The sequence below is a fragment of the Nonomuraea maritima genome, from assembly GCF_900100395.1.
Taxonomy (GTDB): Bacteria; Actinomycetota; Actinomycetes; order Streptosporangiales; family Streptosporangiaceae; genus Nonomuraea; species Nonomuraea maritima.
On the sequence record NZ_FNFB01000006.1, the window covers coordinates 250,531 to 274,980 of the forward strand.

19 protein-coding genes are annotated in these 24,450 nt (G+C 71.0%); 12 read left to right on the forward strand and 7 right to left on the reverse strand.

Annotation, left to right across the window (positions count from 1 at the left end):
• Positions 1-260 precede the first annotated feature (260 nt).
• Entirely contained in the window at positions 261-1,871 is a 1,611-nt protein-coding gene (locus BLR04_RS13695) for a penicillin-binding transpeptidase domain-containing protein (RefSeq protein ID WP_090763676.1), read from the reverse strand.
• Between the two features lie 87 nt (positions 1,872-1,958).
• On the opposite strand from BLR04_RS13695, the gene BLR04_RS13700 reads away from it, so the two are divergent.
• The 7 genes from BLR04_RS13700 (at position 1,959) to rhaS (ending at position 10,591) form a co-directional block, all read left to right on the forward strand.
• Positions 1,959-2,903, forward strand: a complete 945-nt coding sequence (locus BLR04_RS13700; protein WP_090763678.1) for a LysR family transcriptional regulator — start codon at positions 1,959-1,961, stop codon at positions 2,901-2,903.
• On the forward strand, positions 2,900-3,757 hold the full coding sequence (locus BLR04_RS13705; RefSeq protein WP_090763680.1) for a serine hydrolase: 858 nt from the start codon (positions 2,900-2,902) through the stop codon (positions 3,755-3,757). Before BLR04_RS13700 ends, BLR04_RS13705 begins: the two co-directional genes overlap by 4 nt.
• A gap of 58 nt (positions 3,758-3,815) precedes the next feature.
• The gene (locus BLR04_RS13710) at positions 3,816-5,747 is read left to right on the forward strand and encodes an acetoacetate--CoA ligase (RefSeq protein ID WP_090763684.1); all 1,932 of its coding nucleotides are present in this window, start codon (positions 3,816-3,818) and stop codon (positions 5,745-5,747) included.
• A 208-nt stretch (positions 5,748-5,955) separates the two neighbouring features.
• Positions 5,956-7,452: a sugar ABC transporter ATP-binding protein gene (locus BLR04_RS13715; RefSeq protein WP_090763685.1), complete on the forward strand. Its 1,497-nt coding sequence runs from the start codon at positions 5,956-5,958 to the stop codon at positions 7,450-7,452.
• A gap of 52 nt (positions 7,453-7,504) precedes the next feature.
• The gene (locus BLR04_RS13720) at positions 7,505-8,545 is read left to right on the forward strand and encodes an ABC transporter permease (RefSeq protein ID WP_090763686.1); all 1,041 of its coding nucleotides are present in this window, start codon (positions 7,505-7,507) and stop codon (positions 8,543-8,545) included.
• Positions 8,535-9,509, forward strand: coding sequence for an ABC transporter permease (locus tag BLR04_RS13725; protein WP_090763700.1), 975 nt, complete (start codon positions 8,535-8,537; stop codon positions 9,507-9,509). The genes BLR04_RS13720 and BLR04_RS13725 overlap by 11 nt, the downstream gene beginning before the upstream one ends.
• Positions 9,506-10,591: a rhamnose ABC transporter substrate-binding protein gene (gene rhaS, locus BLR04_RS13730; protein WP_090763702.1), complete on the forward strand. Its 1,086-nt coding sequence runs from the start codon at positions 9,506-9,508 to the stop codon at positions 10,589-10,591. The genes BLR04_RS13725 and rhaS overlap by 4 nt, the downstream gene beginning before the upstream one ends.
• A gap of 189 nt (positions 10,592-10,780) precedes the next feature.
• On the opposite strand, the gene BLR04_RS13735 is transcribed toward rhaS, so the two are convergent.
• Positions 10,781-11,416 (reverse strand): GNAT family N-acetyltransferase, encoded by a 636-nt coding sequence (locus tag BLR04_RS13735; RefSeq protein WP_090763704.1) that lies wholly within the window; start codon positions 11,414-11,416, stop codon positions 10,781-10,783.
• A gap of 289 nt (positions 11,417-11,705) precedes the next feature.
• The gene (locus tag BLR04_RS41285) at positions 11,706-12,290 is read right to left on the reverse strand and encodes a hypothetical protein (protein WP_218128879.1); all 585 of its coding nucleotides are present in this window, start codon (positions 12,288-12,290) and stop codon (positions 11,706-11,708) included.
• On the opposite strand from BLR04_RS41285, the gene BLR04_RS41290 reads away from it, so the two are divergent.
• Entirely contained in the window at positions 12,264-12,845 is a 582-nt protein-coding gene (locus tag BLR04_RS41290) for a L,D-transpeptidase family protein (protein WP_218128880.1), read from the forward strand. The genes BLR04_RS41285 and BLR04_RS41290 overlap by 27 nt on opposite strands.
• A 136-nt stretch (positions 12,846-12,981) precedes the next feature.
• Here BLR04_RS41290 and BLR04_RS13745 read toward each other — a convergent pair whose 3' ends face one another.
• The 4 genes from BLR04_RS13745 to BLR04_RS13760 all read right to left on the reverse strand — a co-directional run bounded on the left by BLR04_RS13745 (position 12,982) and on the right by BLR04_RS13760 (position 17,759).
• On the reverse strand, positions 12,982-14,595 hold the full coding sequence (locus BLR04_RS13745) for an NADH-quinone oxidoreductase subunit NuoF family protein (protein WP_342672273.1): 1,614 nt from the start codon (positions 14,593-14,595) through the stop codon (positions 12,982-12,984).
• A gap of 16 nt (positions 14,596-14,611) precedes the next feature.
• Positions 14,612-15,436: a ferric reductase-like transmembrane domain-containing protein gene (locus tag BLR04_RS13750; RefSeq protein WP_143022031.1), complete on the reverse strand. Its 825-nt coding sequence runs from the start codon at positions 15,434-15,436 to the stop codon at positions 14,612-14,614.
• Between the two features lie 62 nt (positions 15,437-15,498).
• Positions 15,499-17,118 (reverse strand): DUF1996 domain-containing protein, encoded by a 1,620-nt coding sequence (locus BLR04_RS13755; RefSeq protein ID WP_245740233.1) that lies wholly within the window; start codon positions 17,116-17,118, stop codon positions 15,499-15,501.
• Positions 17,115-17,759, reverse strand: a complete 645-nt coding sequence (locus tag BLR04_RS13760; protein WP_090763710.1) for a DUF4142 domain-containing protein — start codon at positions 17,757-17,759, stop codon at positions 17,115-17,117. The genes BLR04_RS13755 and BLR04_RS13760 overlap by 4 nt, the downstream gene beginning before the upstream one ends.
• Before the next feature lie 108 nt (positions 17,760-17,867).
• On the opposite strand from BLR04_RS13760, the gene BLR04_RS13765 reads away from it, so the two are divergent.
• The 4 genes from BLR04_RS13765 (at position 17,868) to BLR04_RS13780 (ending at position 24,414) form a co-directional block, all read left to right on the forward strand.
• Positions 17,868-18,422, forward strand: coding sequence for a sigma-70 family RNA polymerase sigma factor (locus BLR04_RS13765; protein ID WP_245740234.1), 555 nt, complete (start codon positions 17,868-17,870; stop codon positions 18,420-18,422).
• Positions 18,422-18,619, forward strand: coding sequence for a zf-HC2 domain-containing protein (locus tag BLR04_RS13770; RefSeq protein ID WP_090763712.1), 198 nt, complete (start codon positions 18,422-18,424; stop codon positions 18,617-18,619). Before BLR04_RS13765 ends, BLR04_RS13770 begins: the two co-directional genes overlap by 1 nt.
• A gap of 84 nt (positions 18,620-18,703) precedes the next feature.
• On the forward strand, positions 18,704-19,507 hold the full coding sequence (locus BLR04_RS13775) for a tryptophan 2,3-dioxygenase (protein WP_218128881.1): 804 nt from the start codon (positions 18,704-18,706) through the stop codon (positions 19,505-19,507).
• A 38-nt stretch (positions 19,508-19,545) separates the two neighbouring features.
• Positions 19,546-24,414, forward strand: coding sequence for an NAD-glutamate dehydrogenase (locus BLR04_RS13780; protein ID WP_090763714.1), 4,869 nt, complete (start codon positions 19,546-19,548; stop codon positions 24,412-24,414).
• The last annotated feature ends 36 nt before the right edge of the window (positions 24,415-24,450 follow it).

The following is a 24,450-nucleotide window of genomic DNA, read 5'->3' on the forward strand; positions in this document are numbered from 1 at the left end:
CCGAAAGGGACCTGCACCTCAACGGTGGGGAGGCAGGTCCCTGTCGTTACTTTCCTGACCACCTGGCTTCCCCGCTGCTGAGGTGCAGGTTCCTTTGGGGCGGGAGTGTGGAGGTGGCGGTCGTCGGTGCTTCCCCGGTCGCGTCGCTTGGCCGTCGGTGAGGTGTGGGTCTCTTTGGGGTGGGTCTCCTCTCCGCTCCGAAAGGGACCTGTACCCCGACGGGCGGGGGGTGGCTCCCGTACCTCAGCCACGTGGGGGTGTTAGGCGAGGTTCTTGAGGAAGCGGGCGGCTATGGGGGCGGCTACGGCGGCGCCGGCTCCTGCGCCTTCTACCAGGACGGCGAAGGCGAGGTCGTCGCGGTAGCCGATGAACCAGGAGTGGGTGGGGGGTTCTGCGCCGGAGCCGTACTCGGCTGTGCCGGTCTTGCCGGCCGTGCCGGAGGGGAAGCTCACCTCGTGGGCGGTGCCGCCGGTGACGACGGCGGGCATCAGCTTGCGCAGCGCCTTCACCACCCCCTTCTCCAGCGGACGCGGGTTGTCCGGCTGCGCGTCGGGGATGTGCTCCCCGAGCACCAGCCGGGGCGGGATGTAGGCGCCGGAGGCGATGGCCGCGGCCACCGAGGCCATGTTGAGCGGGCTGGCCAGCACCCGGCCCTGTCCGATGGCGGCGGAGGCCAGGTCGGTGTCGTCCCTCGGGTCGGGGAACTCGGCGCGTACGGCGGGCACGCCCGGAGTGATCGGGGAGCCGAAGCCGAAGCTGTGCGCGACCTCGCCCAGCCGCCCGCCGTTCAGCCGCGCGACGCTCAGCTCCCCGAACGTGGTGTTGCACGAGTGCGCGAACGCGTCCTGGAACGTCAGGGTGCCGAATTCCTCGTGTCCGGCGTTGTGGAACGGGAATCCGCCGATGTTCTTCTCGGCCGGGCACCCGACCTGGCTGCCGGGCTCGACACCGTCGGCGACCAGCGCGGACGCGGTCACCACCTTGAACGTCGAGCCGGGCGGGTACTTGCCGAGCAGCGCCCGGTTGAAGCCGCCCGGCGCGTTGACCACCGCGAGGATCTCCCCGGTCGAGGCGCGCATCGCCACCAGCGAGGCGGGCTTGTCCACACCCTCCAGTGCCTGTGCGCCGGCCTGGTGCACCTTCAGGTCGATCGTGGTCCGCATCGGACGGTACCCGCCGGCGTCCACGAGGGTCCTGACCGGCGCGTCGCCCTCGTAGAGCTCGATCCCGTACCGGTCGGGTGAGGTGAACCGGTCGGGGAACGTCTGCTTCATGCCCTCGACGAGCTGCTGCACCGAGCCGGGCGCGTCGGGGGTGTTGATCGGCGTGCCGTCGGCCGCGAGCACCCGCAGCGGCTCGCCCTGCTGCCTGACCACCTTGAGCGAGCGGCCCGTACGCAGCAGGGGATGGATGGCGGCGGGCGCCCAGGCCACCTTCCATGCGCCGCCGTGCTCGACGAGCTGGAGACGGCCGCTGTACCTCCAGTCCACCCGCCCGGTGAGCGTGGCGCTGAAGCTCACGCTGCCGTCGTCGGGCGCGCTGGCGAGGGGGTCGTTCAGTTTCGGGCGGTGGAAGGAGGCCGAGGTGGCCTTGAGGTCGGTCAGGAAGCGGTGGTGCCAGGTCTCGAAGTCGCCCGGCGGGTCCACGACCAGGGAGCGCATCGTCGCGTAGTCCTGGTCGGACCAGGCCGACAGGTAGCGGTCGGCCGTCTCCTCGGGCGAGCCCTCCGTACGCAGGGCCCAGATGACGCCGGCCGCCGCGACGAGCGGGACCAGCAGCCCCGCCGTGATCCAGGGCCACCGCGCGCGCCGCCGCCGCGGCGGCCGCTCGGGCCTGAGGTGAACGTACGGACTCCCCGTGTGTGGTGCCATGCCGGAGAGCTGACCACAAATCCGACATAGACGTCCAATATTGATATCAGAGGAACATACATATAAAAGTGGATATATTTGCTTGTCATGGACCTGGTCCGGCACCTCCGCTACTTCACCGTGGTGGCGGAGGAACTTCACTTCGGCAACGCGGCGATCCGGCTCGGCATGGCCCAGCCGCCGCTCAGCCAGCGCATCAAGCGCCTGGAGGAGGAGCTCGGCGTCCGGCTGTTCGACCGTTCCGCCCGGCAGGTCCGGCTCACCGAGGCCGGCCGGCTGCTGCTCGCTGAGGCCCGTGAGATCGTCGCCCGCGTCGACCGCCTGCACGAGCTCGCCCACCAGGGCCAGGGCACGGTGCTGAAGGTGGGGGTCCCGCCCGACCTGGCCGCCGCCGTGCTCGCGGCCCTCGTCGGCGGCTTCCGTGCCGCCCACCCCGACGTACGGCTCATGCCCACCGAGATCTGGACCGCCGACCAGGTGGCGGCGCTGGCGGAGGGGACGATCGACGTGGGCCTGGTCCGCCACCCGGTCGCCGGGCCCGGCCTGCGCCTCGGCCGGGTGCTCGTGCAGAACCAGGGCGTCCTGCTGGCCGACGACGATCCGCTCACCGGCGTCGGCGAGGTGCACCTGGCCGACCTCGCGGGCAGGGAGCTGCTGCTGCCGCCCATGGAGGGCGAACCCGGCTGGCACGCCGAGGTGCTGTCGGAGTGCCGCCGCCACGGGTACGTCCCGGCCCGGGTGCACGAGGGCACCGGGCTCGGGATGGTGCTGGCCGGGGCCGCGGTGGCGTTCGGCCCGAGGGCGGACCTGCCGGGGCTGTCCTGGAGGCCGCTGCTAGGCTCGCCGATCACGAGCCGGGTCTCGACCGCCTGGCGCGCGGCGGCGGCCCCCGCCGAGGACGGCACCGGCGGTGAGCTCGTCGCGGCTTTCGCTGCCGTGGCCGTACGGGCGTTGAAGGAGAACGCGGGGATGACGGACGACGGCGGGGTGCCCGCGCGGCGCGTCAGCCGCAGGCCAGGGATGCTGGCATGAGCGCCCCCGACTTCGAGCGGATCTTCCGGCAGGCCGGCGTCACCGGCTGGCTGCACGCCACCGACATCGACGCAGGACGCGAGGTCGGCCACGGCGCCGACGAGCCGCTGCCCACGGCGTCGATGTTCAAGGTGCCGCTGCTGGTGGCGCTCTGCCGGCAGGCTGACGCCGGGCTGCTCGACCTGTCCTGCCGGGTCACCGTGACGGACGCCGACCGGGCGCCGGGGTCGACAGGCCTGTCCGCGATGCGGGACGACGTGACGATCTCGCTGCGCGACCTCGCGTACTCGATGATCTCGGTGAGCGACAACACCTCGGCCGACCAGCTGCTGTCCAGGGTCGGGTACGCCGCGATCGGCGCCGTGCTGGAGTCGTTCGGGCTGGCCGTGACCCGCGTGGTGCAGAGCGCCGGGGAGATGCTCGCGAGCATGAGCGCCGACACCGGGCACGAGTGGCCGGTCGTGGAGCCGGACGACATAGCCCGGCTGGGCGCGTTGGACCCCGCGCGGGCCAACCGCAGCACACCGCGCGAGATGACCACGCTGTTCGGGCTGATCTGGCGGGACGAGGCGGCCTCGGCCGAGTCGTGCGCGTGGATGCGCACTCTGTTCAACGCGCAGGTATGGCCGCACCGCCTGGCCTCGGGCTTCCCGTACGACGACGTCTCCGTGAGCGGCAAGACCGGCACGCTGCCCACGCTGCGCTGCGAGTCGGGCGTCGTGGAGTACCCCGACGGCGGCCGGTACGCGGTGTCGGTCTTCACGCGTTCGTTCAGCACGGCCCTCAACCAGCCGCGCGCGGACGCGGTCATCGGCACGGCCGCGCGTATGGCGGTCGACCACCTACGGAGATAGCAAGTTGTGTGGGAGGTCGGGTGTGACTTTCCCCCCGACCGGCGACAGGATGGATCACATGGTTGCTGAGGGCGAGCTTCTCTGGGAGCCGAGCGAAGAGGTCGTCGCGTCCGCCAAACTGACCCACTACCTGCGGTGGCTGGGCCGGTCGGGCGACTACGAGGAGGCGTGGCGCTGGTCGGTGGACAACCCCGCCGAGTTCTGGTCCTCCGTCTGGGACTACTTCGAGGTGATCGGCGACCGCGGCGACGGGCCGGTGCTGTCGGGCGAGATGCCGGGCGCCACGTGGTTCGCCGGTAGCGCGATCAACTACGCCGAGAACATGCTGCGCCGCACCGAGGGCGTGGCCCTGGTGTCCGTCTCCGAGGACGGCGCCCGCCAGGAGCTGACCTGGGCGCAGCTGCGTGACGAGGTCGCCAGGGTGCGCGCCGGGCTGGTGCGGCTCGGCGTCGGGCGGGGTGACCGGGTGGCCGCGTACCTGCCGAACATCCCGCAGGCCCTGATCGCCTGCCTGGCGACGGCCTCACTCGGGGCGGTCTGGTCGGCGGGCTCGCCCGACTTCGGGGTGTCGAGCATCGTCGACCGGTTCAAGCAGATCGAGCCCAAGGTGCTCATCGCGGTCGACGGCTACCGCTACAACGGCAAGGCGTTCGACCGTTCCGCCGCGGTCAACGAGATCGCCGCCGCGCTGCCCACGCTGCGCGCCACCGTCTGGATCCCGTACCTGGAGGGGGGCGCGCCGGGCGAGGGTCACAGCCGCGAGACGCCGCACGGCGAGGTGATCGGCTGGGAGGGGCTGCGGGCCGAGGAGGGGCCGCTGGAGTTCGAGCGGGTGCCGTTCGACCATCCGCTCTGGATTCTCTACTCCAGCGGCACGACCGGGCTGCCGAAACCGATCGTCCACGGCCACGGCGGCGTCGTGCTCGAACACCTCAAGTCGCTCTCCTTCCACCAGGACCTGGGCGAGGGCGACGTGTTCTTCTGGTACACGACCACGGGCTGGATGATGTGGAACTACCTCATCGGCGGCCTGCTGGTCGGGGCCACACCTGTGCTGTACGACGGCTCGGCCACCTATCCGTCCCCGGCCGCGCTGTGGCGGATCGCCGCCTCGGAGGGGGTGACGTACTTCGGGGTGGGGGCGCCGTACATCATGGCCTCGCTGAAGGCGGGTCTGCGTCCCGAGGGCCTCGACCGGCTGCGCGGGGTGGGCTCGACGGGCTCGCCGCTGCCGCCGGAGGGTTTCGCGTGGGTGGCCGCCGAGCTGCCCGGGGTGCCGGTCGGGTCGTTCTCCGGCGGCACCGACGTGTGCACGGGGTTCGTCGGGGCGACGCTGCTGCACCCGATCAGGGCGGGCGTCATCCCGTGCCGGTCGCTCGGGGCGAAGGTGGAGGCGTACGACGTGGCGGGCAAGCCGGTCGTCGGCGAGGTGGGCGAGCTGGTGGTGAGCGGGCCGATGCCGTCGATGCCGGTCATGTTCTGGAACGACCCCGCGGGTGAGCGGTACGCCGAGAGCTACTTCGACGTCTACCCCGGCGTGTGGCGGCACGGCGACTGGATCAAGATCGACGAGGACGGCAGCTGCGTCATCTACGGCCGTTCCGACTCGACGCTCAACCGCGGCGGCGTCCGCATGGGCACCAGCGAGTTCTACCGGGTGGTCGAGCGGTTCGACGAGATCGCCGACAGCCTGGTGATCGACACCGGCCGGCTCGGCCAGGAGGGCCGCCTGCTGCTGTTCGTGGCCCTCGCCGAGGGCGCCGAGCTGACCGCGGAGCTCGAACGCGCGCTGTGCGCCGCGCTGCGCACCGAGCTGTCGCCGCGGCACGTCCCCGACGAGATCCGCGTGGTGCCGGGCATCCCGCGCACCCTGTCGGGCAAGAAGCTGGAGGTGCCGGTACGCAAGATCCTGCTCGGCACGCCGGTCGAGCAGGCCGCGAACCTCGACGCCATGGCCAACCCGGAGGTGCTGCGGCACTTCGGCGCGTGAGCGCCTCTCGAGTCAGGCGGCCGGCCCCGGTCGCCTGACTCGTCATGTTTCCCCATGTGAAGACTATTAAAACGTAACAATTCTCCCACGGCTCCGGCGCGGTGCGACGTGCCGGAAATTTTGCCGTAACAGGGCATTGACGCGGTGTGGCTGCCTGATCTACCGTCCTGCCACTGCTTAAAACGATTTTTCCCGGGAGCGCGGGTACATGGATCTAACTCCCGTTCTTTCTCTCTCGCAGGTCAGCAAGGCGTTCGGCGCGGTACGGGCCGTACGCGAGGTCTCTCTCGACCTCTACCCCGGTGAGGTGCACGCGCTCGCCGGGGAGAACGGCGCGGGCAAGTCGACGCTGGTGAAGATCCTGTCCGGGGTGCACCGGCCCGACACGGGCCGCATCCTGCTGGACGGCGAGCCGGTCGAGTTCGCCGGGCCCGCCGACGCCCAGCAGGCCGGCGTCGCCGTCATCTACCAGGAGCCGACGCTTTTTCCTGACCTGTCGGTCATGGAGAACATCTTCATGGGACGCCAGCCGCGCTCGCGGTTCGGCATCGACCGCCGGGCGATGCGCGAGGCCGCCTCCGCCCTGTTCACCCGGCTCGGCGTACGGCTCGACCCCGACCAGCCGGCGCGCGGGCTGTCCATCGCCGACCAGCAGCTCGTCGAGATCGCCAAGGCGCTGTCGCGGCAGGCGCGCGTGCTCGTCATGGACGAGCCCACCGCGGCGCTGTCGGGCAACGAGGTCGCCCGGCTGTTCGGCGTCGCGAAGACCCTGCGCGAGCAGGGCTGCGCGCTGCTGTTCATCTCGCACCGGCTGGAGGAGATGTTCGAGCTCTGCACGCGCGTCACGACCCTGCGCGACGGCGGCCACGTCGCCACCGACCTGATCGCCGACATCACCCCCGACGACCTCGTCCGCCGCATGGTCGGCCGCGAGCTGGACGCCCTGTTCCCCAAGCAGGAGACCGACGCGGGCGAGGTGGCGCTGAAGGTGGGCCGGCTCACCCGCGAGGGTGTGTTCACCGACGTGTCGTTCGAGGTGCGGCGGGGCGAGATCGTCGCGCTGGCCGGGCTGGTCGGCGCCGGGCGCAGCGAGGTCGCGCGGGCGATCTTCGGCATCGACCGCTGGGACGCCGGATCCGTCGAGGTCGGCGGCAGGCGCCTGCGCCCCGCGAGCCCCACGGCGGCGATGGCGGCGGGGCTCGCGCTCGTGCCGGAGGACCGGCGGCAACAGGGGCTCGTCATGGACCTGTCGATCGAGCGCAACATCGGCCTCGCCGGGCCGGCCGCCGTCCGCAGGGGGCCGCTGGTCTCGCGGGCCGCCGAGAGGAGCCGGGCCGCCGACTGGGCGGTGCGGCTGCGGCTCAAGTACGCCCGCCTCGCCGACCCCGTGGACGTGCTGTCCGGGGGCAACCAGCAGAAGGTCGTCCTGGCCAAGTGGCTCGCGCGGGGGCCGTCCGTGCTCATCGTGGACGAGCCCACGCGCGGGATCGACGTCGGGACCAAGGCCGAGGTGCACCGGCTGCTGTCGGAGCTGGCCGGGAGCGGGGTGGCGGTGCTGATGATCTCGTCCGAGCTGCCGGAGGTGCTGGGCATGGCCGACCGGGTGCTCGTCATGCACGAAGGACGGCTCGTCGCCGAGCTGCCCCGTGCGCAGGCGACCGAGGAGACCGTCATGGCCGCCGCCACCGGCAGGAGCGCCGCATGACCGCCCCGACGTCCGTCAGCACGACACCCCACCTGACCCGCAGGAGGGCCGCATGACCGCCACCGCGACGTCCGCCGAGAGCGTGCGGGGAGGCGGCGCGCGGCGGCTCGTCGACCGCGTCGCGCGCGTGCGCGAGCTCGGCATCGTCATCGCGCTCGCCGTGCTGTTCGCGGTCACCGGGGCGGTCAACCCGACCTTCCTCGGCTACGCCAGCCTGCGCGACATCCTGCTCAACTCCGCCATCGTGGCGCTGCTCGCCGTCGGGCAGACGCTCGTCGTCATCACCAGGAACGTCGACCTGTCGGTCAGCTCGGTCGTCGGCCTGACGGCGTTCGGCGGCGCGCTGGTGCTGGCCGACAACCCGGGCGTCCCCGTCGCGGTGGTGATCGCCGGCTGCGTGCTGCTGGGCGCCGTCTGCGGTGCGGTCAACGGCCTGCTCGTCGGCGTGGCGAAGGTGCCCGCGCTGGTCGCCACCCTCGGCACCCTGTACGCCTTCCGCGGCATCGACTACGCCTGGGCCGGCGGCCGCCAGGTCAACGCGGCCGACATGCCGGACAGCTTCCTCGCCCTCGGCACCAGCTCGGTGCTCGGCGTGCCGCTGCCCGCGCTGGTCGCCCTCGTCGTCCTGCTGGTCGTCGGCTGGATGCTGCGCAACCTGCGCTCGGGCCGCGAGCTGTACGCGATCGGCTCCAACCCGGAGGCCGCCGTGCTGGCCGGCATCCGGGTACGCCGCAGGATCGTCGCCGCGTTCGTCGCGGGCGGTGCGCTCGCCGGGCTGGCCGGCGTGCTGTGGGCGGCCAGGTTCGGCACGGTGGACGCCACCGTGGCGACCGGCAAGGAACTCGACGTGATCGCGGCCGTCGTGGTCGGCGGTGTGGCCATCTTCGGCGGCAGCGGCACCGTCTACGGGGCCGCGCTCGGCGCGCTGCTGCTGGCGAGCATCACCAGCGCGCTCGCCGTGCTGCGGGTGGACGCGCTCGCCCAGACGGCGATCAACGGCGCCCTGCTGATCGCCGCCATCGTGCTCGACCGGATACTCGCGCTGCGCGTGGCCGCGGCGCTGCGTCGGAGGAGGTTCCGCGATGCGGCTTGAACCGGCCCGCAGGTGGGAGAGCCTGATCCTCGTCCTGCTCGTCGGCGTCTGCGTGTGGGCCTCGCTCGGCGTGGACGGCTTCGCCAACGCCTCCAACGTCTCTTTCCTGCTGCTCGACACGACCGAGATCGCCCTGATGGCGTTGACCATGACGCTGATCGTGGTGGCCGCCGAGATCGACCTGTCGGTGGCGTCCACGCTCGGACTGTCGTGCGCGGTGCTCGGCCGGCTGTGGAACGCGGGGCTGCCCATCGAGCTGATCATGCCGATCTGCCTGCTCGTCGGCGCGGCGTGCGGCGCGGTCAACGGCTTCCTCGTCACCCGGCTCGGGCTGCCGTCGCTCGCGGTCACGATCGGCACGCTGGCGCTGTTCCGCGGGCTCGCGTACGTGATCCTCGGCGACCAGGCGGTGGCCGACCTGCCGCCCGCGTACACCGGGCTCGCGACCGCGTCGATCGGGCCGCTGCCGCTCACCACGGTGCTGGTCGCGGTGCTGGCGGCGGTCGCGGCGGTGGTGCTGCACGCGACCGGGGTCGGCCGGGCGATCTTCGCGCTCGGCTCCAACGAGGAGGCCGCGTTCTTCGCCGGGGTCCGGGTCAAGCGGATCAAGTTCTGGCTGTTCGTGGCCTGCGGCGTGATGGCCGCGCTGGCCTCCCTCGTCTACACCTTCCGGTACGCGAGCGCGCGGGCGGACAACGGGACGGGGCTGGAGCTCGCCGTGGTGGCCGCCGTGCTGCTCGGCGGCGTGTCGATCTTCGGCGGGCGCGGCACGCTGGCCGGTGTGCTGATGGCGGTGCTGCTCCTCGGCGTCGTCCGCAACGCGCTCATCCTCGCCGACGTGGCCAACGAGGTCCTGAACTTCGTGACGGGCCTGCTGCTCGTCGCATCAGTGCTGGCGCCGAACCTGGGGGCGGTCCGCCGGCGGCGCACACCATCACCAGTGGAAGGGAACTCCGCTCCATGAACATGCGCACCTCCTGGCGCCCCACGGCGCTGCTCGCCGGGCTCGTCCTGCTGACGGCCGCCTGCGGCGGCGGCACCACGCGAAGCGACGTCGCGGCCCAGCAGTCGGCCGCCCCCTCCGCCGCGGCCTCGTCGGCCGCCGCCGACCCGAACGCCCCGCTCAAGCAGGGGCTCAAGATCGCGTTCCTGCCGAAGCAGGTCAACAACCCGTACTTCACGGTCGCCGACCAGGGCGGCATCGCGGCCACCAAGGAGTTCGGCGGCGAGGGCAAGGAGGTCGGCCCGTCCGACGCCAGCGCCTCCTCGCAGGTGTCCTACATCAACACGCTGACGCAGCAGAAGCAGGACGCCATCGTCATCTCCGCCAACGACCCCAACGCCGTGGTGCCCGCGCTCAAGCAGGCCAGGGACGCCGGGATCAAGGTCGTCAGCTACGACTCCGACACCGCCCCCGACGGCCGCGACGTCTTCGTCAACCAGGCGGGCGCCGAGGACCTCGGCCGCACGCAGGTGCAGCTGCTCGCCGAGCAGATCGGCCACAAGGGCAAGATCGCCGTGCTCTCGGCCACGCCGAACGCGACCAACCAGAACACCTGGATCGACTTCATGAAGGACGAGCTCAGCAAGCCCGAGTACAAGGACATGGAGCTGGTCAAGGTCGCCTACGGCAACGACGACGACCAGAAGTCGTTCACCGAGACGCAGGGCCTGCTGCGCTCGTACCCCGACCTGGCGGGCATCATCTCGCCCACGACCGTGGGCATCGCCGCCGCGGCCCGCTACCTGTCGGACTCGCCGGCCAAGGGGAAGGTCAAGCTGACCGGGCTCGGCACGCCCAACCAGCTGCGCAAGTTCGTCAAGGACGGCACCATCGAGGCGTTCGAGCTGTGGAGCCCGGCCGACCTCGGCTACCTGGCGGCGTACTCTGCGGCGGCGCTCGCGTCCGGGCAGATCACCGGCGCCGAGGGGGAGACGTTCAAGGCGGGCAAGCTGGGCGACTACACGATCGGCGCGAAGGGCGAGGTGCTGCTCGGCAAGCCGACGGTCTTCAACGCGGACAACATCGACGACTTCGACTTCTGACCCGAAACGGACGGTCCTCCCCGTGCGAGGGGCGGGCCGTCCGTGCGGCGGCCCTCGCGGTGGTCCTCCCCGTACGGGGAGGACCCTCTGCGCGTAAGGAAGCGGGCCGTCCCCGACCGGGGGAAGGGCCGCCCTGATCAGAAGAAGATGCGGCGCTGACTCTCCTGACCGGGGAGGGCCGTTGGTGTGTCAGGAGGAGAGGCCGAAGAGGGGCAGGCAGCGGTCGAGGTTGTGGATCGCGAAGCCCGGCGACTCCGTCCAGTCTTCCCTGGCCATGCGGAAGCGGCGGACGACCACCGGCTTGTCGCCGCGGGCGTGCAGGGCGATGCCGTCCTCCTTGTAGCCGAGCTTCTTCGTCACGCCCAGCGAGGCATGGTTGTCCTCGAACGCCGTCGTCACCGCGTAGTGCGCGCCCAGACCCGCGAACGCGAGGTGCAGCACGGCCCGGCGCATCTCGGTGCCGATGCCCTGACCATGGAAGCGCTGTGCGACCCAGGAACCCGTCTCGACCTCGCGGGTGACCGGGAAGTTCTTGGCATTGATGCTCTGCACGCCCACGATCCGGCCCTCGTGGACGACGGCGAGCTCGATGGTCCAGCTGTCGACGGAGAAGCTCCCCCAGGCGCGGAACTGGTACTGCACCACGCTCCTCGCGCGTTCCTCCGGGGTGGTGTCCGACCAGGGGAACAGGAACGGCATGTATCCGGGGTCGTGGATGCCCTCCGCCGCCCGGTCGGCCAGCTCGTCGACGTCGTCGAGAGAGGGGTGGCGGAGTTGGAGGCGCGGGGTCGTGACGGAGAGCTCGGAGAGCGGCCAGTTACGCATGCCACCTCATGGTGTCAGCCAGGCCGGAGCAGCAGCGACTGATTTTTCGGCGTGCGTAACAATAAAAGCGAAATGCCCGTATTTAGCGGGATCGGCTCATTAGCCGGGACTTTGCTTGAACAAGCCGGTGTATGAGATCTGATTCAGAGGTGATCCGGGTAGTCGTTGATTTATGACGATAAGCCTTCGCAGAATTGCCGTCATCGGTATTGGTGTGGGCTGCGGCCTCCCTTTCACCGCCGTCCCGGGCGAGGCCAGGACGCATGCCGACGCGGCGATCGCCAAGGGGTCAGTGATCGGGGGGCATGCGCTGTGGGATGCGTCGCCGGCGGCGCCGCATCCCGACGACCGGCCGCGCTCCGGCCCTCCCGGACGGCACGTACAGCGCGGAGAGCACGGAGAGCACGGAGAGCACGGAGAGCACGGACAGCACGGACAGCACGGACAGCACGGACAGCACGGTGAGTACGGTGAGTACGGGCAGCGCGGTGAGCGCGGTGAGCGCGGTGAGCGCGGTGAGCGCGGTGAGCGCGATGAGCGCGATGAGCGCGATGAGCGCGGGCCCGCCAGGAACGCCGACGTCCGGCGCGGCGGCGTCACCGTGCAGCGCGTCACCGAAGCCGATCTCCGGCGTGCCGCCGAGCACGTACGGCGTGGTGTGGACGCCGACGTCCGGCGTGCCGCCGACCTTGACGTGCGGCCCGGCGCCGCCGTCGACGGCAGGCGGGGCGCCGTACCGGCCGAGGAGGCGGTCGCGGCCGGCGGTGAGACCGTCGGCGAGGTGGACGGCACGGGCGTGGCCGAGGTGCGGCCGATCGTGCTGCGGCCTGGCGACCGTGGCCCCGAGGTGACCAGGCTGCAGCGCCGCCTGCACGCCCGCCACTACTACTTCGGACGGATCAACGGCCGCTACGACGAGCAGACGAAGTTCGCCGTCTGGGCCCTGCAGAAGACGCACGGAATGGCGGTCAAGGGAGCCGTCGGCCCGAGGGAGTTCGCGGCGCTCGACCGCCCGGTGCGCAGGCGTCCGCTGGTGTCGAACGGCGGCGCGAACCGGGTGGAGGTCAACCTGACCAGGCAGATGCTGACGGTGTACCGCAACCGCCGCCCGGTGCTGTACGCGCACATCTCGTCGGGCGCGGAGGTCAACTACTGCCGCAATGGCCACTGCGGCAACGCCGTCACCCCGGTGGGGGACTTCCGCGTGACCCGGCGCGCGCCCGGCTGGACGACCGGACCGCTGGGGTCGATGTTCAACTCCCTCTACTTCGTCGGCGGCATCGCCCTGCACGGCTCGTCGAAGGTGCCGCTCCGCCCGGCCTCCCACGGGTGCGTACGCCTCCCGCTGTCGACGTCGAAGCGTCTGTACGAAATCGTGAACATCGGCGATCCGGTGTACGTGCGCGGGAAAATCCACCGGCGCCGATGAGAATAACCCGCCCGCATTTCTCGAAAAATCTGGACACGTAGGAATTCCCGGCGATTCATGACGTACGCCGATAAAGCAGCGCATGAGCCGCCGGGGTCGCGGACCACCGTCATCCGCCGGGTGAACGGTTTCACCGTCATCCGCGGGCCCGCGAGATCCCGGTGAAGCCGTTCACCCGGGTGAGCAACGGCACACTCTCGCCGGCTTTCTTCAGCACCCCGTCCCTGACCAGCCGCAGCGGCGAGCCGACCGGGGGCGGGCCGTCGCCGGTCGTACGGGCCAGCCGCAGGGCCAGCGCCGGGCACATGTCCACCGCGCGCCGCGCCTCCCTGGCCATCCAGCCAGGGATCGTACGGAACGACGGGAACCCGTAGTCGTCCAGGTCGACGAACTCCGGCAGCAGGTGCGCGCACAACCCGTGCCCCTGGCAGCGGGACCAGTCGACCTCCAGCCGGTACTCCGGCTCGGCCTCCGGCTCGGGCATCGGCAGCACCCCGCGCACGGGCCGCCCGCAGGAGCCGTGCTCCAGGTGCAGCGCGATCTCGCTCTCGAACGCGTCCAGCGCCGACAGCACGAACTTCGCCGTCCCGTCGGGGTGGAAGCACGCCCCGCGCCGCTCGACCACGCGCACCGACCGGCGCACCGCGTCCACCGAGCCGGTGCCCTCGACCAGCGCGCACATGGCCCTGGCCACGTCCGGCAGGCCGAGCCGGCAGGGGCCGCACTGGCCCGCCGACTGGGCCGCCAGGTACGACGTCACCCTGGCGGCCTCGCCCAGCGGGCACGTGGACTCGCCGAGCGGCACGATGATGCCCGCGCCGAGGGTGGCCCCGGCCAGCTTCATCCCCTCGCGGGAGATCTCGACGGCCTGGGCCACCTCCGCCGACAGCCACGCGCCGTGGTAGCCGCCGACCAGCACCCCGTCGCCCGCCTCGGCCTCGCACAGCGCGAGCACGTCGGCCAGCAGGGTGCCCGTCGGGGTCTCGATGACCGCGCCGTGCGCGGCCCCGCCGCTGACGGTGAGCAGGATCGTGCCGGGCTCCTTGCTGGTGCCGACCGCCGCGTACGTCCCGGGCCCGTACTCGGCGAGCAGCGCGAGCTGCGCGTACGTCTCCGTGTTGGACAGCAGGGTCGGCAGGCCGTGCACCCCGCTCACGGCGGCGCGCTTCTTGCGGCCCGGCGGGATTCCCTCCTCCCCGTTGACGGCGCGTACGAGCGCGCCGCCCTCGCCGGAGATGAACCGCTCCTCGATGCCGACCACGCGGATCGGCACCCGGCTCTCGGCCCCGCCCGAGACGTTGGCGGCCCGCCGCTCGGCCACGGCGGCGGCGACGGACGCCTCGGCGACCTCGCCCCCGGCCGTCGCGACGACCACCTCGCGGGCGCCGAGCGCCTCGGCCGCCAGCACCGCCCCGTCCAGCACGAGGTGCGGGTTGCGGGTCAGCAGCATGGCGTCCTTGGAACTGGCCGGCTCGCCCTCCGCGCAGTTGACCAGCACGACGCAGTCGCCGCGCGAGCCGGTCGCGTCGGCGACCGCCCTGAGCTTGCGCGCGAACGGGAAGGCGGCGCCGCCCCGCCCGCGCATGTCCACCTCGTTGGCGTAGGAGATGAGCTCCTCCAGGTCGCGCGGCTCCACGAGGCCGTGCAGCGTGCGGTGGGCGGGCAGGTCGAGCCGGCGGCAGTGGTCGAGCCCGGCGGTCAGCCGGGCGGGACCCATGCGCAGGACGCGGGGCACTCGTGCCGGGATCACGCTTCCTCCTTCAAGGTCAGCCCGCCTCGCGGAAGCGGCGGCGGGCGTCCGCGAGACTCACGGGACCGCCCGCGGCGGCCGTGACGGGAGCCTTCTGGGGCCGGGCCTGCGGCACCACCATGGGCGCGGCGGGGCTCACCGCCGGGCTCACTGCCGGGCCCGCGACCTGCTCGGCCGGCACGGGCGGCCGGCGCAGCGACGCCAGCACGCGCACGACCAGCGCCGAGCCGACCGCCGCCATGCAGGCCACGTACGACCAGGCCACCCAGCCCGCCGGCGGCCGTCCGGCGGTGAGCCCGTGCATGATGCCGACGGGCCAGGCAACGTACGCGGCGGAATGCAGGATCCGCCACATCCACGGCCGGGACCGTACGGCGAAACGCCCTCTGAGCACGCCGGTCACCACGGCCACGACCATGAGGTCGAAGGCCAGCGCGCCGAGACCGACGTACACCCCGGCGACGGGCACGATCGCCGCCCCCGGCGGCACGTGCCCGAGACTGATCATCAGCGTGATGTGCGTGACCAGGTACGCCAGCCCGATGAACGCGGTGGCCCGGTGGGCCAGCTGCGCCCTGATCCGGTTGGACGGCGACAGGAAGACACGTTCGGTGGTGAGCAGGCCGAGCGCGACGGTCGCGGTCAGCAGCACCAGGGCGAACACGCCCGCGTAGTACTCGAGGAAACCCACCCCTCGGCCGAGCAGCGCCACGCCGCGTTCCGTCCTGGTCAGCGCGAACACCGACAGCAGGACGGCCGTGATCGAGGCGCTCACCCCCAGCCGGACATTCCTGGTGTCCAGCCTGGTGGGGGCGTGCATGGGGCGTCGTCGATGGAGCATCTGTCTCCCTCCAAGATCGGGTGAGGGTGCGACTCGGAAGGCTGGGCGCGGTTCGGCTCAGGTCAGCAACGGCGCCCCCGGTTGATGCACGACACGACGGACTGCATCAGCCGGTCGGGCATCACGTTGACGAAGTCTCCGTGGTCGGTGACCGGGTTGTGCTTCTGCTCGGGGAAGGCGTCCAGGGCGTACGACGTGCCTTGGGGCACGGTGTACGTGAGGGTCATGCGGAGTCTGGGGATCGCCCTGGTGCCCTGGGGGCAGGCACCGCCCTGGTCGGGGAAGACCACGTGCGTGCGGTGGTTGGCGCTGTCGGTGTTCTGACCGTCCCAGCAACTGGGGAAGTCCAGAATACGAACCACCTGACTGCCGCGCGGGCAAAGCGGATATTTATCGGGAGATATACGGTTTTGGAATCCCGTGCAGGTCCACGCCGCGCGGGCCTGGGCTCCGCCGTTCGTCGCGGCCTTGGCATCGCCCGTGATCAGCCGGATGAACCTCGGCATCGCCACCACCCTGGACACCGGGCTGCCGCTGAACTCCAGCCGCACGCTCCGCGGCCGCAGGATCTGCCCGACGTTGCCGTCCGGGTCGGCGGCGTTCGCGTCCGACGTGCGGTCCCGCAGCACCGGCCAGAAGTACGTGGACTTGTCGCCCAGCCGGCACGTGGTGCCCGCGGCCTCAAGGCTCTCGTCGGTGGAGAAGGCGTCCGTCGAGACGTTACCGACGTAGTCGTGCAGGTGGTGCGCGCCGTTGCTCACGCCGGGGGCGACGATGAAGTTGTCGGGGTTGTGGTGGCCGCGCTCGTTCCTGCCGCACTGCGAGACGAACGAGCCGCGCGAGCCGTTCCCGCCGATCCGCGGATCCTGCCGGCGCTGGGCGACGCGGCGGATGTCCACGAAGTCGCTCGTGAACGGGCCGAGGTCGCACGCGTCCCCGGCGCCGCCGCTCGGGGTGGGGGTCGGGGTGGGCGACGGCTGCGCCCCGCCGCCGTCAGGGGGTTGCGTCTGGGACGGGTCGGGCCGCGGCGTCTGGTTCCCGCCTCCGCGCCGACGCGCATCGTCCTGCCCTGGCGTGCCCTCGGGAGCCTCCACCCCCTGATCCGGCTCCACAGGCGCCTGCCCATCGGGTGCCTGCCTGTCGGGCACTTGCCGGTCGGGGCTCTGCTGGTCGGGCGCCTGCCCGTCGGAGCCCTGCCCGTCGGAATCCCGCCCGTCGGGCGCCTGGCTCTCCGGGGCCTGGTGCTCAGGTGCTCGGCCGTCGGGGGCCGCGGCGTCGGGGGAGCGGCGCGGGTCCGCGACCGACCCGCCGCCCCGCGAGGACCGCCCGTCGAACCCGCGTACGTCAACCGGCACGGAACCCTGCCCGGAACCCTGGTCGAAGCCCTGATCAGCGCCCTGGCCGTTCTGGTCGCGGCCGTCCGGCCTGCTGTCCTGGCGGCCGTCCTGGCCCCGGTCGTCGAAGCCCCGCGAGCGGTCACGGTCGGAGCCGCGCCCGTCCCGGTTCCTGTCGGGGCGGCCGTCGCGGTCGCGTTGCTGCCCCTGGGGCGCCCGGCCGGCGTCGGCGGGGTCGCAGATGTCGGCGTGGGCAGGTCCCACGCCTATGACGGCCGCGGACACCAGTCCGCCGGCCGTCACGGCCAGCGCGGACACGGCCGCGGCCATGCGTCTGGAACTCCTCATGCGTGTCTCCTCGTGTCGACCGCCATCGCGACGGGTGGAGCGGGTGAGGGGGTCGGAGGTTCGGGCAACTGGGTGTGGTCGACCAGCCCGGTGGATTCCAGGTAGCCCATGTGGCGCATCACGTACGTGATGCCTTGGCCGGCGAGCTTCCTGACCTCGGCATTGCGGGTGCCGGACCGTACGGCGGCGACGGTGGTGAAGACCTTGCCGTGCGCGGCCCGCAGCAGGTTGACGAAGTCCCTGTCGAAGGCAGGGCCGCGCTGCGAGGCCAGCTGGGCCATCCAGCGCTGCTGGTCGGGGGTGGGTTCGTCGGGCAGGGCCACGCCGAGCTTCTTGGCGGACTGGCGGACCATCAGGTCGAGCTCCATGTGCTCTTTCATGAGCAGCGCGCCGACCTCCTTGACCCGCTGGGACTCGGCCCGCGTCTTGGCGTACTCGCCCGCGGGCATCTCCCAGAGACCGGCCTGGCGCACCTTGAAGAGCAGATCGCGGTCGGCCGCGGTGAGCGGCCCCGACGGTGTCTGTGTCCACTGGGCGGCCGCCGGATCGATCGCGGGTGGCATGACCAGCGCGATCGTCACGGCGGCGACGGCAACGAAGCCGCCGAGCATGAACAGCTCGCCGCGCATAAGTCTGTGCATGATCGGAGGTACGCGGCGTTCCCGGGCCAGGTTCAGCTATGGCCGGAGATAGTTAGAAATGACTGGAGTTATCGGAGTGGCCGCCACCGAGATAACGAAGGTGTAAAGATGTGCCCCGTGCTAGGTCACCTCGACGGCAGGTTCGAGAGTGCGGATGCCGAGGCGGAGCACCGCATCGCGGTGCTTTACCGGGAGTTCGGCGGCCCTCTGCTGCGCCACGTACGCAGATCGACGGGCAACGACCTTCAGTGGGCTGAAGACGTGGTGCAGGAGACGATCGTCAGGGCCTGGCGTAACTCGGCAAGACTGCAATGGGAACCAAGCCTTATATGGGCGTGGCTGCTGACCGTGGCCCGCCGTATCGTGATCGACGGACGTCGGCGGAAGAGCGCCCGGCCTCAGGAGGTCGAGCCGCCCGAAGCGGACATGATGTCGGTGCCTGATGGTTCGGAGCGCGCTCTGTCGGCGATGGTCGTCGCGGACGCCCTCCGTGCCCTGTCCGAAGAACACCGTGAAGTCATTGAGCAGACCTACCTCCGAGACCGTACGATAAGCGAGGCGGCGGAGATTCTGGGGATCCCGCCGGGCACGGTGAAGTCCCGGCTCTACTACGGGATCCGGGCTCTCCGCGAACAGCTGCGGGACAAGGGGGTAGCCGGCTGATGCATGAAGAGGTGGCCGCCTACGTCCTCGGCGTCCTCGACGAGGACGACCACGAGGCCTTCGAGCGCCACCTCGAGACATGCGAGCGCTGCCAGGCCGAGCTACGCGAGCTCGCCGAGCTGCCCGACCAGCTCGACGAGCTCAGGAACGCCTCCTCGACGTCTGACGACGATCCACCGATGTCAATGTCACGTTGACGTTTATGTCCTTTTCGGGTGGTATCGGAACGTCAAGGTGTCGTGCCCGGTCGAACGTGACCGGGCGTCGGGGGGAGGTGTTCGGTGGGCATCGGCGGTGACGACTCCCGTCCTCCCCATCGGCAGTTCGGCGAGGAAGGCGGGCGGCTGTCGTACGGCGACTACCTCCGCGTGGCGCAGCTGCTCGACCAGCAGCGCCCCGAATCGGAGGCCCCTGACGAACTGCTGTTCATCACCATCCACCAGGTCTACGAGCTGTGGTTCAAACTGCTGCTCCACGAGCTGGAGTCCGCCCGCGACGCGATGTTCGCCGGCGAGCTGTGGCGGGCGCGGCACCTGTTCCGGCGGGTGCACGCGGTCGAACGGGTGCTGATCCAGCAGGTCGAGGTCCTGGAGACGATGACGCCCCAGGACTTCCTGGCCTTCCGCAGCAAGCTGGCGCCCGCGAGCGGGTTCCAGTCGGTGCAGTTCCGCGAGCTGGAGTTCCTGTCGGGGCTCAAGGACGAGCGCTATCTCGGCAGCTTCCGGCACGCGGACGAGGCCGAGCTGCGGCGGCTGCGCCGCAGGCTCGACGAGCCCACGCTGTGGGACGCCTATCTCGCCGCGCTCGCCCGGCGCGGTCTGCCCGTGTCGGACGACGAGGTCATGGACTCCCTGCTGACCGTGGCGAGAGACCGCAGGTCCTACGACGACCTGTGGCAGCTGGCAGAAGACCTTCTGACGCACGACGAGTCGGCCGCCCTGTGGCGGATGCGTCATGTCCAGATGGTCGAACGCCAGATCGGCACCAAATCGGGCACCGGAGGCTCGACAGGTGCCCCGTATCTCCGCGACCGTATGCGTCTGCACTACTTCCCCTTGCTCTGGGAACTCAGGGCCTGGCTATGAACCGTTTTGGCGACCCCTCACAAAGGAGTGAGAGCGAAATGCCGCTTGACGAGGTCAAGGACGAGCTGCTTCAACGAACAGCCGTGAACTGCGCGAACGGTGACCATGTCACCGCCGACGAGGCGCTGTCCTTCCTGCGGCTCTACTACCGGCATGTCGCACCCGAGGACCTGCTCGACCGTGACCCGGTCGACGTGTACGGCCCGGCGATGTCCCAGCGGCAGCTGGCCGAGACCCGCCCGCAGGGCAGGGCCACCGTCCGCGCTTTCAACCCCACCCTGGAGGAGCACGGCTGGAACCCCGGCCGCTCGGTGGTGCAGGTCGTGACCGACGACATGCCGTTCCTCGTCGACTCGGTGACCATGGTGCTGGAGCAGCGCGGCATCGGCGTCCACCTCGTGGTTCACCCGCAGATGAGGGTGCGCCGCGACATGACCGGCCGGATGCTCGGCCGCGGCCAGGAGGACGTCACCGGCCAGGTGCTCGTCGAGTCGTGGATCCATCTCGAGATCGACCGGCAGCCCGACCCGGCCGTGCTGAAGGCCGTCGAGGCCGATCTGCAGCGGGTGCTCATCGACGTGCGCGCCGCGGTCGAGGACTTCATGAAGATGCGGGCGCTCGCCGTACAGACCGCGGAAGACCTCGGCATGAACCCGCCGCCGCTCGAACCCGCGGAGGTCGAGGACAGCATCGACCTGCTGCGCTGGCTCGCCGACGGGCACTTCACCTTCCTCGGCTACCGCGAGTACCGCCTGGAGGACACCGATCACGGTGAGGCGCTGCGCTCGGTGCCCGGGGCGGCGCTCGGCATTCTGCGCGACGACAAGTTCGTTTCTGAGAGCTTCGCGGCGCTGCCCGCCGACCTGCGCGCCAAGGCGCGCGAGAAGCACCTCATGATCATCACCAAGGCGAGCTCACGCTCCACGGTGCACCGCCCGACCTACCTCGACTACATCGGGGTCAAGCTGTTCTCGCCCGAGGGCGAGGTGATCGGCGAGCGCCGTTTTCTCGGCCTGTTCACGCACGTCGCCTACAACGAGTCGATCTCCCGCATCCCCGTGCTGCGCCGCAAGCTCGCCGGCGTGCTGCAGGAGGCCGGGCTGGAGGCCGACAGTCACGACGGCAAGGACCTCATCGAGATCCTCGAGACGTTCCCTCGCGACGAGCTGTTCCAGACCTCCGTCCAGCAGCTGCTGCCGATCGCGCTGGGCGTGCTGCGGCTGCGCGAGCGCAAGCAGGTCAAGCTCTTCCTGCGCCGCGACGACTACGGCCGCTACATCTCCTGCCTGATCTACCTGCCGCGCGACCGCTACACCACGAAGATCCGCAAGCAGATGGAGGACCTCCTCCTCCAGGCACTCGGCGGCAAGACGCTCGACTACAGCGCCATGATCGGCGAGTCGACGCTGGCCCGCCTGCACGTGGTCGTGCGCGGCGAGCGCGGCAAGCAGCTCCCGCCGCCGTCGGTCGACCTGGAGGAGCTGGAGGCGCGCCTCGCCGGCATCGCCCGCTCCTGGGAGGACGACCTCACCGCGGCCCTCACCGAGCTGACCGCCGACGAGGCCCCCGCCCTCATCAAGCGGTACGCCAGCGCCTTCCCCGAGGGTTACAAGGCCGACTTCGCGCCCAAGGTGGCCGTGGCCGACCTCCAGCGGCTGGAGCAGCTCGTGGCCGGGGGCGACGAGAGCGCGGTCGGGCTCAACCTGTACGAGCCGTACGACGCCGCCGAGGGGGAGCGCCGGCTCAAGATCTACAAGGTCGGCTCGCCCATCTCGCTGTCGGAGGCGCTGCCGCTGATCCAGCGCCTCGGCGTCGAGGTCGTCGACGAGCGCCCGTACGAGGTCGACCGCGACAACGACCCGAGCACCAAGAACGCCTGGATCTACGACTTCGGGCTGCGCTACACCCCCAACGACGAGGTCGGTCACGGCGAGTTCAAGCAGCTGTTCCAGGACGGCCTCACCGCCCTGTGGACCGGACGCGTGGAGGCCGACGACTTCAACGCGCTCGTCCTGGCCGCCGGGCTGACCTGGGAGCAGGTCGAGATCCTCCGGGTGTACGCCAAGTACCTGCGCCAGACCGGCAGCACGTTCTCCCAGCCGTACATGGAACGGGTGCTCCAGGGCAACGTCCGGCTGGCCCGGCTGCTCGTGCGGCTGTTCGAGGCCAAGCTCGACCCCCACCGCGGCGACGAGCTGCGGCTCGACCTGGTCGAGGCGGTCAACGAGGAGATCCTCGGGGCGCTCGACGAGGTGGCCTCGCTCGACGAGGACCGCATCCTGCGGGCGTACCTGGAGATGATCCACGCGACGCTGCGCACCAACTACTTCCAGACCGTCGACGGCAAGCCCAAGTCGTACATCTCCCTGAAGTTCGACCCCGAGGCCATCAGCGTGCTGCCCCTGCCGCGGCCGAAGTACGAGATCTTCGTGTACTCGCCGCGGGTCGAGGGCGTCCACCTGCGCTTCGGGAAGGTCGCGCGCGGCGGTCTGCGCTGGTCCGACCGGATGGAGGACTTCCGCACGGAGATCCTCGGCCTGGTGAAGGCCCAGATGGTGAAGAACACCGTCATCGTGCCCACCGGCTCCAAGGGCGGATTCGTCGTCAAGCAGCCGCCCGCCTCCGGCTCCCGCGAGGACGTCCTCGCCGAGGGTGTGGCCTGCTACCGGACGTTCATCTCCGGCCTGCTCGACCTCACCGACAACCTCGTGGACGGGCAGGTCGTGCCCCCGCCCGACGTCGTCCGCCACGACGGCGACGACACCTACCTCGTGGTCGCCGCCGACAAGGGCACCGCCACCTTCTCCGACATCGCCAACAGCGTGGCGGAGGAGTACGGGTTCTGGCTCGGGGACGCCTTCGCCTCCGGCGGCTCGATCGGCTACGACCACAAGGCCATGGGCATCACCGCCCGCGGCGCCTGGGAGTCGGTCAGGTACCACTTCCGCACGACGGGCGTCGACGTGCAGACCACCGACTTCACGGTGGCCGGCATCGGCGACATGTCGGGCGACGTGTTCGGCAACGGCATGCTGCTGTCGCGGCACATCCGGCTGGTGGCCGCGTTCGACCACCGGCACATCTTCGTCGACCCCAACCCCGACGCCGCCCGCTCGTTCGCCGAACGCGAGCGGATGTTCCAGCTGCCGCGCAGCTCGTGGGCCGACTACGACCAGAAGCTGATCTCGGCGGGCGGCGGCGTGTTCCCGCGTACCGCGAAGTCGATCCACATCACCCCGCAGATGCGCGAGGCGCTCGGCATCCCGGCCGGCATCATGTCCATGGCCCCGAACGACCTGATCAGCGCCATCCTGCGGGCCCCCGTCGACCTGCTGTGGAACGGTGGCATCGGCACGTACGTCAAGGCCACCTCCGAGTCGCACGCCGACGTGGGCGACAAGGCCAACGACGGCCTGCGGGTCAACGCCGCCGACCTGCGCTGCAAGGTCGTCGGCGAGGGCGGCAACCTCGGGTTCACCCAGCTCGGCCGCATCGAGTTCGCGCTGAACGGCGGGCTGGTCAACACCGACTTCATCGACAACTCGGCCGGCGTCGACACCTCCGACCACGAGGTGAACATCAAGATTCTGCTCGACCAGGCCGTCCGCGACGGCGAGCTGACCGACAAGCAGCGCAACCAGGTCTTCACCTCCATGACCGACGAGGTCGCCGACCTGGTGCTGCGCGACAACTACGCCCAGAACGTGGTTCTCGACGCCGCCCGCGCCCAGGCCGTCGAGATGCTCCACATCCACGCCCGTTACCTGCGCAAGCTCGAACGCGACGGGCTGGTCAACCGCGAGCTGGAGTTCCTTCCCTCGGACAAGGTGCTGGCCGAACGCCGCCAGGCCAGGCTCGGGCTGACCTCGCCGGAGTTCTCGGTGCTGCTGGCCTACACCAAGCTGACGGCCGACGCCGAGCTGCTGGCCTCCGACCTGCCCGACGACCCGTACTTCGCCTCGTGGCTGGTGTCGTACTTCCCGTCGGCGCTGCGTGAGCAGTTCCGTACGTACATGGACGCCCACCCGCTGCGCCGCGAGATCATCACCACCTGCGTGGTGAACGAGGTGATCAACTCGGCGGGCACCACGTTCCTGTTCCGCTTCGCCGAGGAGACGGGTGCCTCGGTGCCCGACATCGTGCGGGCGTACCTGGTGGCGCGGGAGGTCTTCGACCTGCCGAGCTTCTACCGGGCCGTCGAGGCGCTGGACAACGAGGTCGACACCGCGACCCAGATCGCGATGCGGCTGGAGGCCCGCAAGCTCGCCGAGCGCGGCACCCGCTGGCTGCTGGTCAACCGCCGGCCGCCGCTCGACCTGGCCGGGTCGATCGCCTTCTTCACCAAGGGCGTCGACGGCCTGCTCGGTCACGCGCCCAAGCTGCTCACCGGCCCCGACCTCGTCGCCTACGAGGAGCGCCGCGACTCGTTCATGGCCCGCGGGGTGCCGGCTGAGCTGGCCGAGCGGGTGGCCGGCATGGTGCCGGCGTACTCGACGCTCGACCTGGTGGAGGTCGCGAGCCTGACGGGCCGGCCGGTCAACGAGGTGGCGGAGGTCTACTTCGACCTGGCCGACCGGCTGCAGCTGGCGCGGCTGCGCGAGCGGATCATCGCGCTGCCGCGCGACAACCGGTGGAACTCGATCGCCCGCTCGGCGCTGCGCGACGACCTGTACGCCGCGCACGCCTCGCTGACCCGCGACGTGCTGGCCCACAGCGAGCCGGGGCCTGGCCCGGAGGAGCGCCTGGCCCGGTGGACCGAGGCCAACTCGGCGGCCGTCGCCCGCGCCCGTCAGACGCTGTCGGAGATCTGGGAGAGCGACCACTTCGACCTGGCCACCCTGTCGGTCGCCCTGCGCGCCATCCGCACCCTGGTCGCCTCCAGCAACCTGCCGCGCAAGGAGGCGTAGCGAGAGGCCGGCGCGCCCTCTGCCGGGGGCGCGCCG

Bases quoted from the DNA above. Each gene is read 5' to 3' on its own strand.
- BLR04_RS13725 (WP_090763700.1), top strand. From the start codon at position 8,535: ATGCGGCTTGAACCGGCCCGCAGGTGGGAGAGCCTGATCCTCGTCCTG.
- BLR04_RS13735 (WP_090763704.1), bottom strand. From the start codon at position 11,416: ATGCGTAACTGGCCGCTCTCCGAGCTCTCCGTCACGACCCCGCGCCTC.
- BLR04_RS13695 (WP_090763676.1), bottom strand. From the start codon at position 1,871: ATGGCACCACACACGGGGAGTCCGTACGTTCACCTCAGGCCCGAGCGG.
- BLR04_RS13720 (WP_090763686.1), top strand. From the start codon at position 7,505: ATGACCGCCACCGCGACGTCCGCCGAGAGCGTGCGGGGAGGCGGCGCG.
- BLR04_RS13705 (WP_090763680.1), top strand. From the start codon at position 2,900: ATGAGCGCCCCCGACTTCGAGCGGATCTTCCGGCAGGCCGGCGTCACC.
- BLR04_RS13780 (WP_090763714.1), top strand. From the start codon at position 19,546: ATGCCGCTTGACGAGGTCAAGGACGAGCTGCTTCAACGAACAGCCGTG.
- BLR04_RS13700 (WP_090763678.1), top strand. From the start codon at position 1,959: ATGGACCTGGTCCGGCACCTCCGCTACTTCACCGTGGTGGCGGAGGAA.
- BLR04_RS13760 (WP_090763710.1), bottom strand. From the start codon at position 17,759: ATGCACAGACTTATGCGCGGCGAGCTGTTCATGCTCGGCGGCTTCGTT.
- BLR04_RS13750 (WP_143022031.1), bottom strand. From the start codon at position 15,436: ATGCTCCATCGACGACGCCCCATGCACGCCCCCACCAGGCTGGACACC.
- BLR04_RS13715 (WP_090763685.1), top strand. From the start codon at position 5,956: ATGGATCTAACTCCCGTTCTTTCTCTCTCGCAGGTCAGCAAGGCGTTC.
- BLR04_RS13770 (WP_090763712.1), top strand. From the start codon at position 18,422: ATGCATGAAGAGGTGGCCGCCTACGTCCTCGGCGTCCTCGACGAGGAC.
- BLR04_RS13755 (WP_245740233.1), bottom strand. From the start codon at position 17,118: ATGAGGAGTTCCAGACGCATGGCCGCGGCCGTGTCCGCGCTGGCCGTG.
- BLR04_RS13710 (WP_090763684.1), top strand. From the start codon at position 3,816: ATGGTTGCTGAGGGCGAGCTTCTCTGGGAGCCGAGCGAAGAGGTCGTC.
- rhaS (WP_090763702.1), top strand. From the start codon at position 9,506: ATGAACATGCGCACCTCCTGGCGCCCCACGGCGCTGCTCGCCGGGCTC.
- BLR04_RS13765 (WP_245740234.1), top strand. From the start codon at position 17,868: ATGTGCCCCGTGCTAGGTCACCTCGACGGCAGGTTCGAGAGTGCGGAT.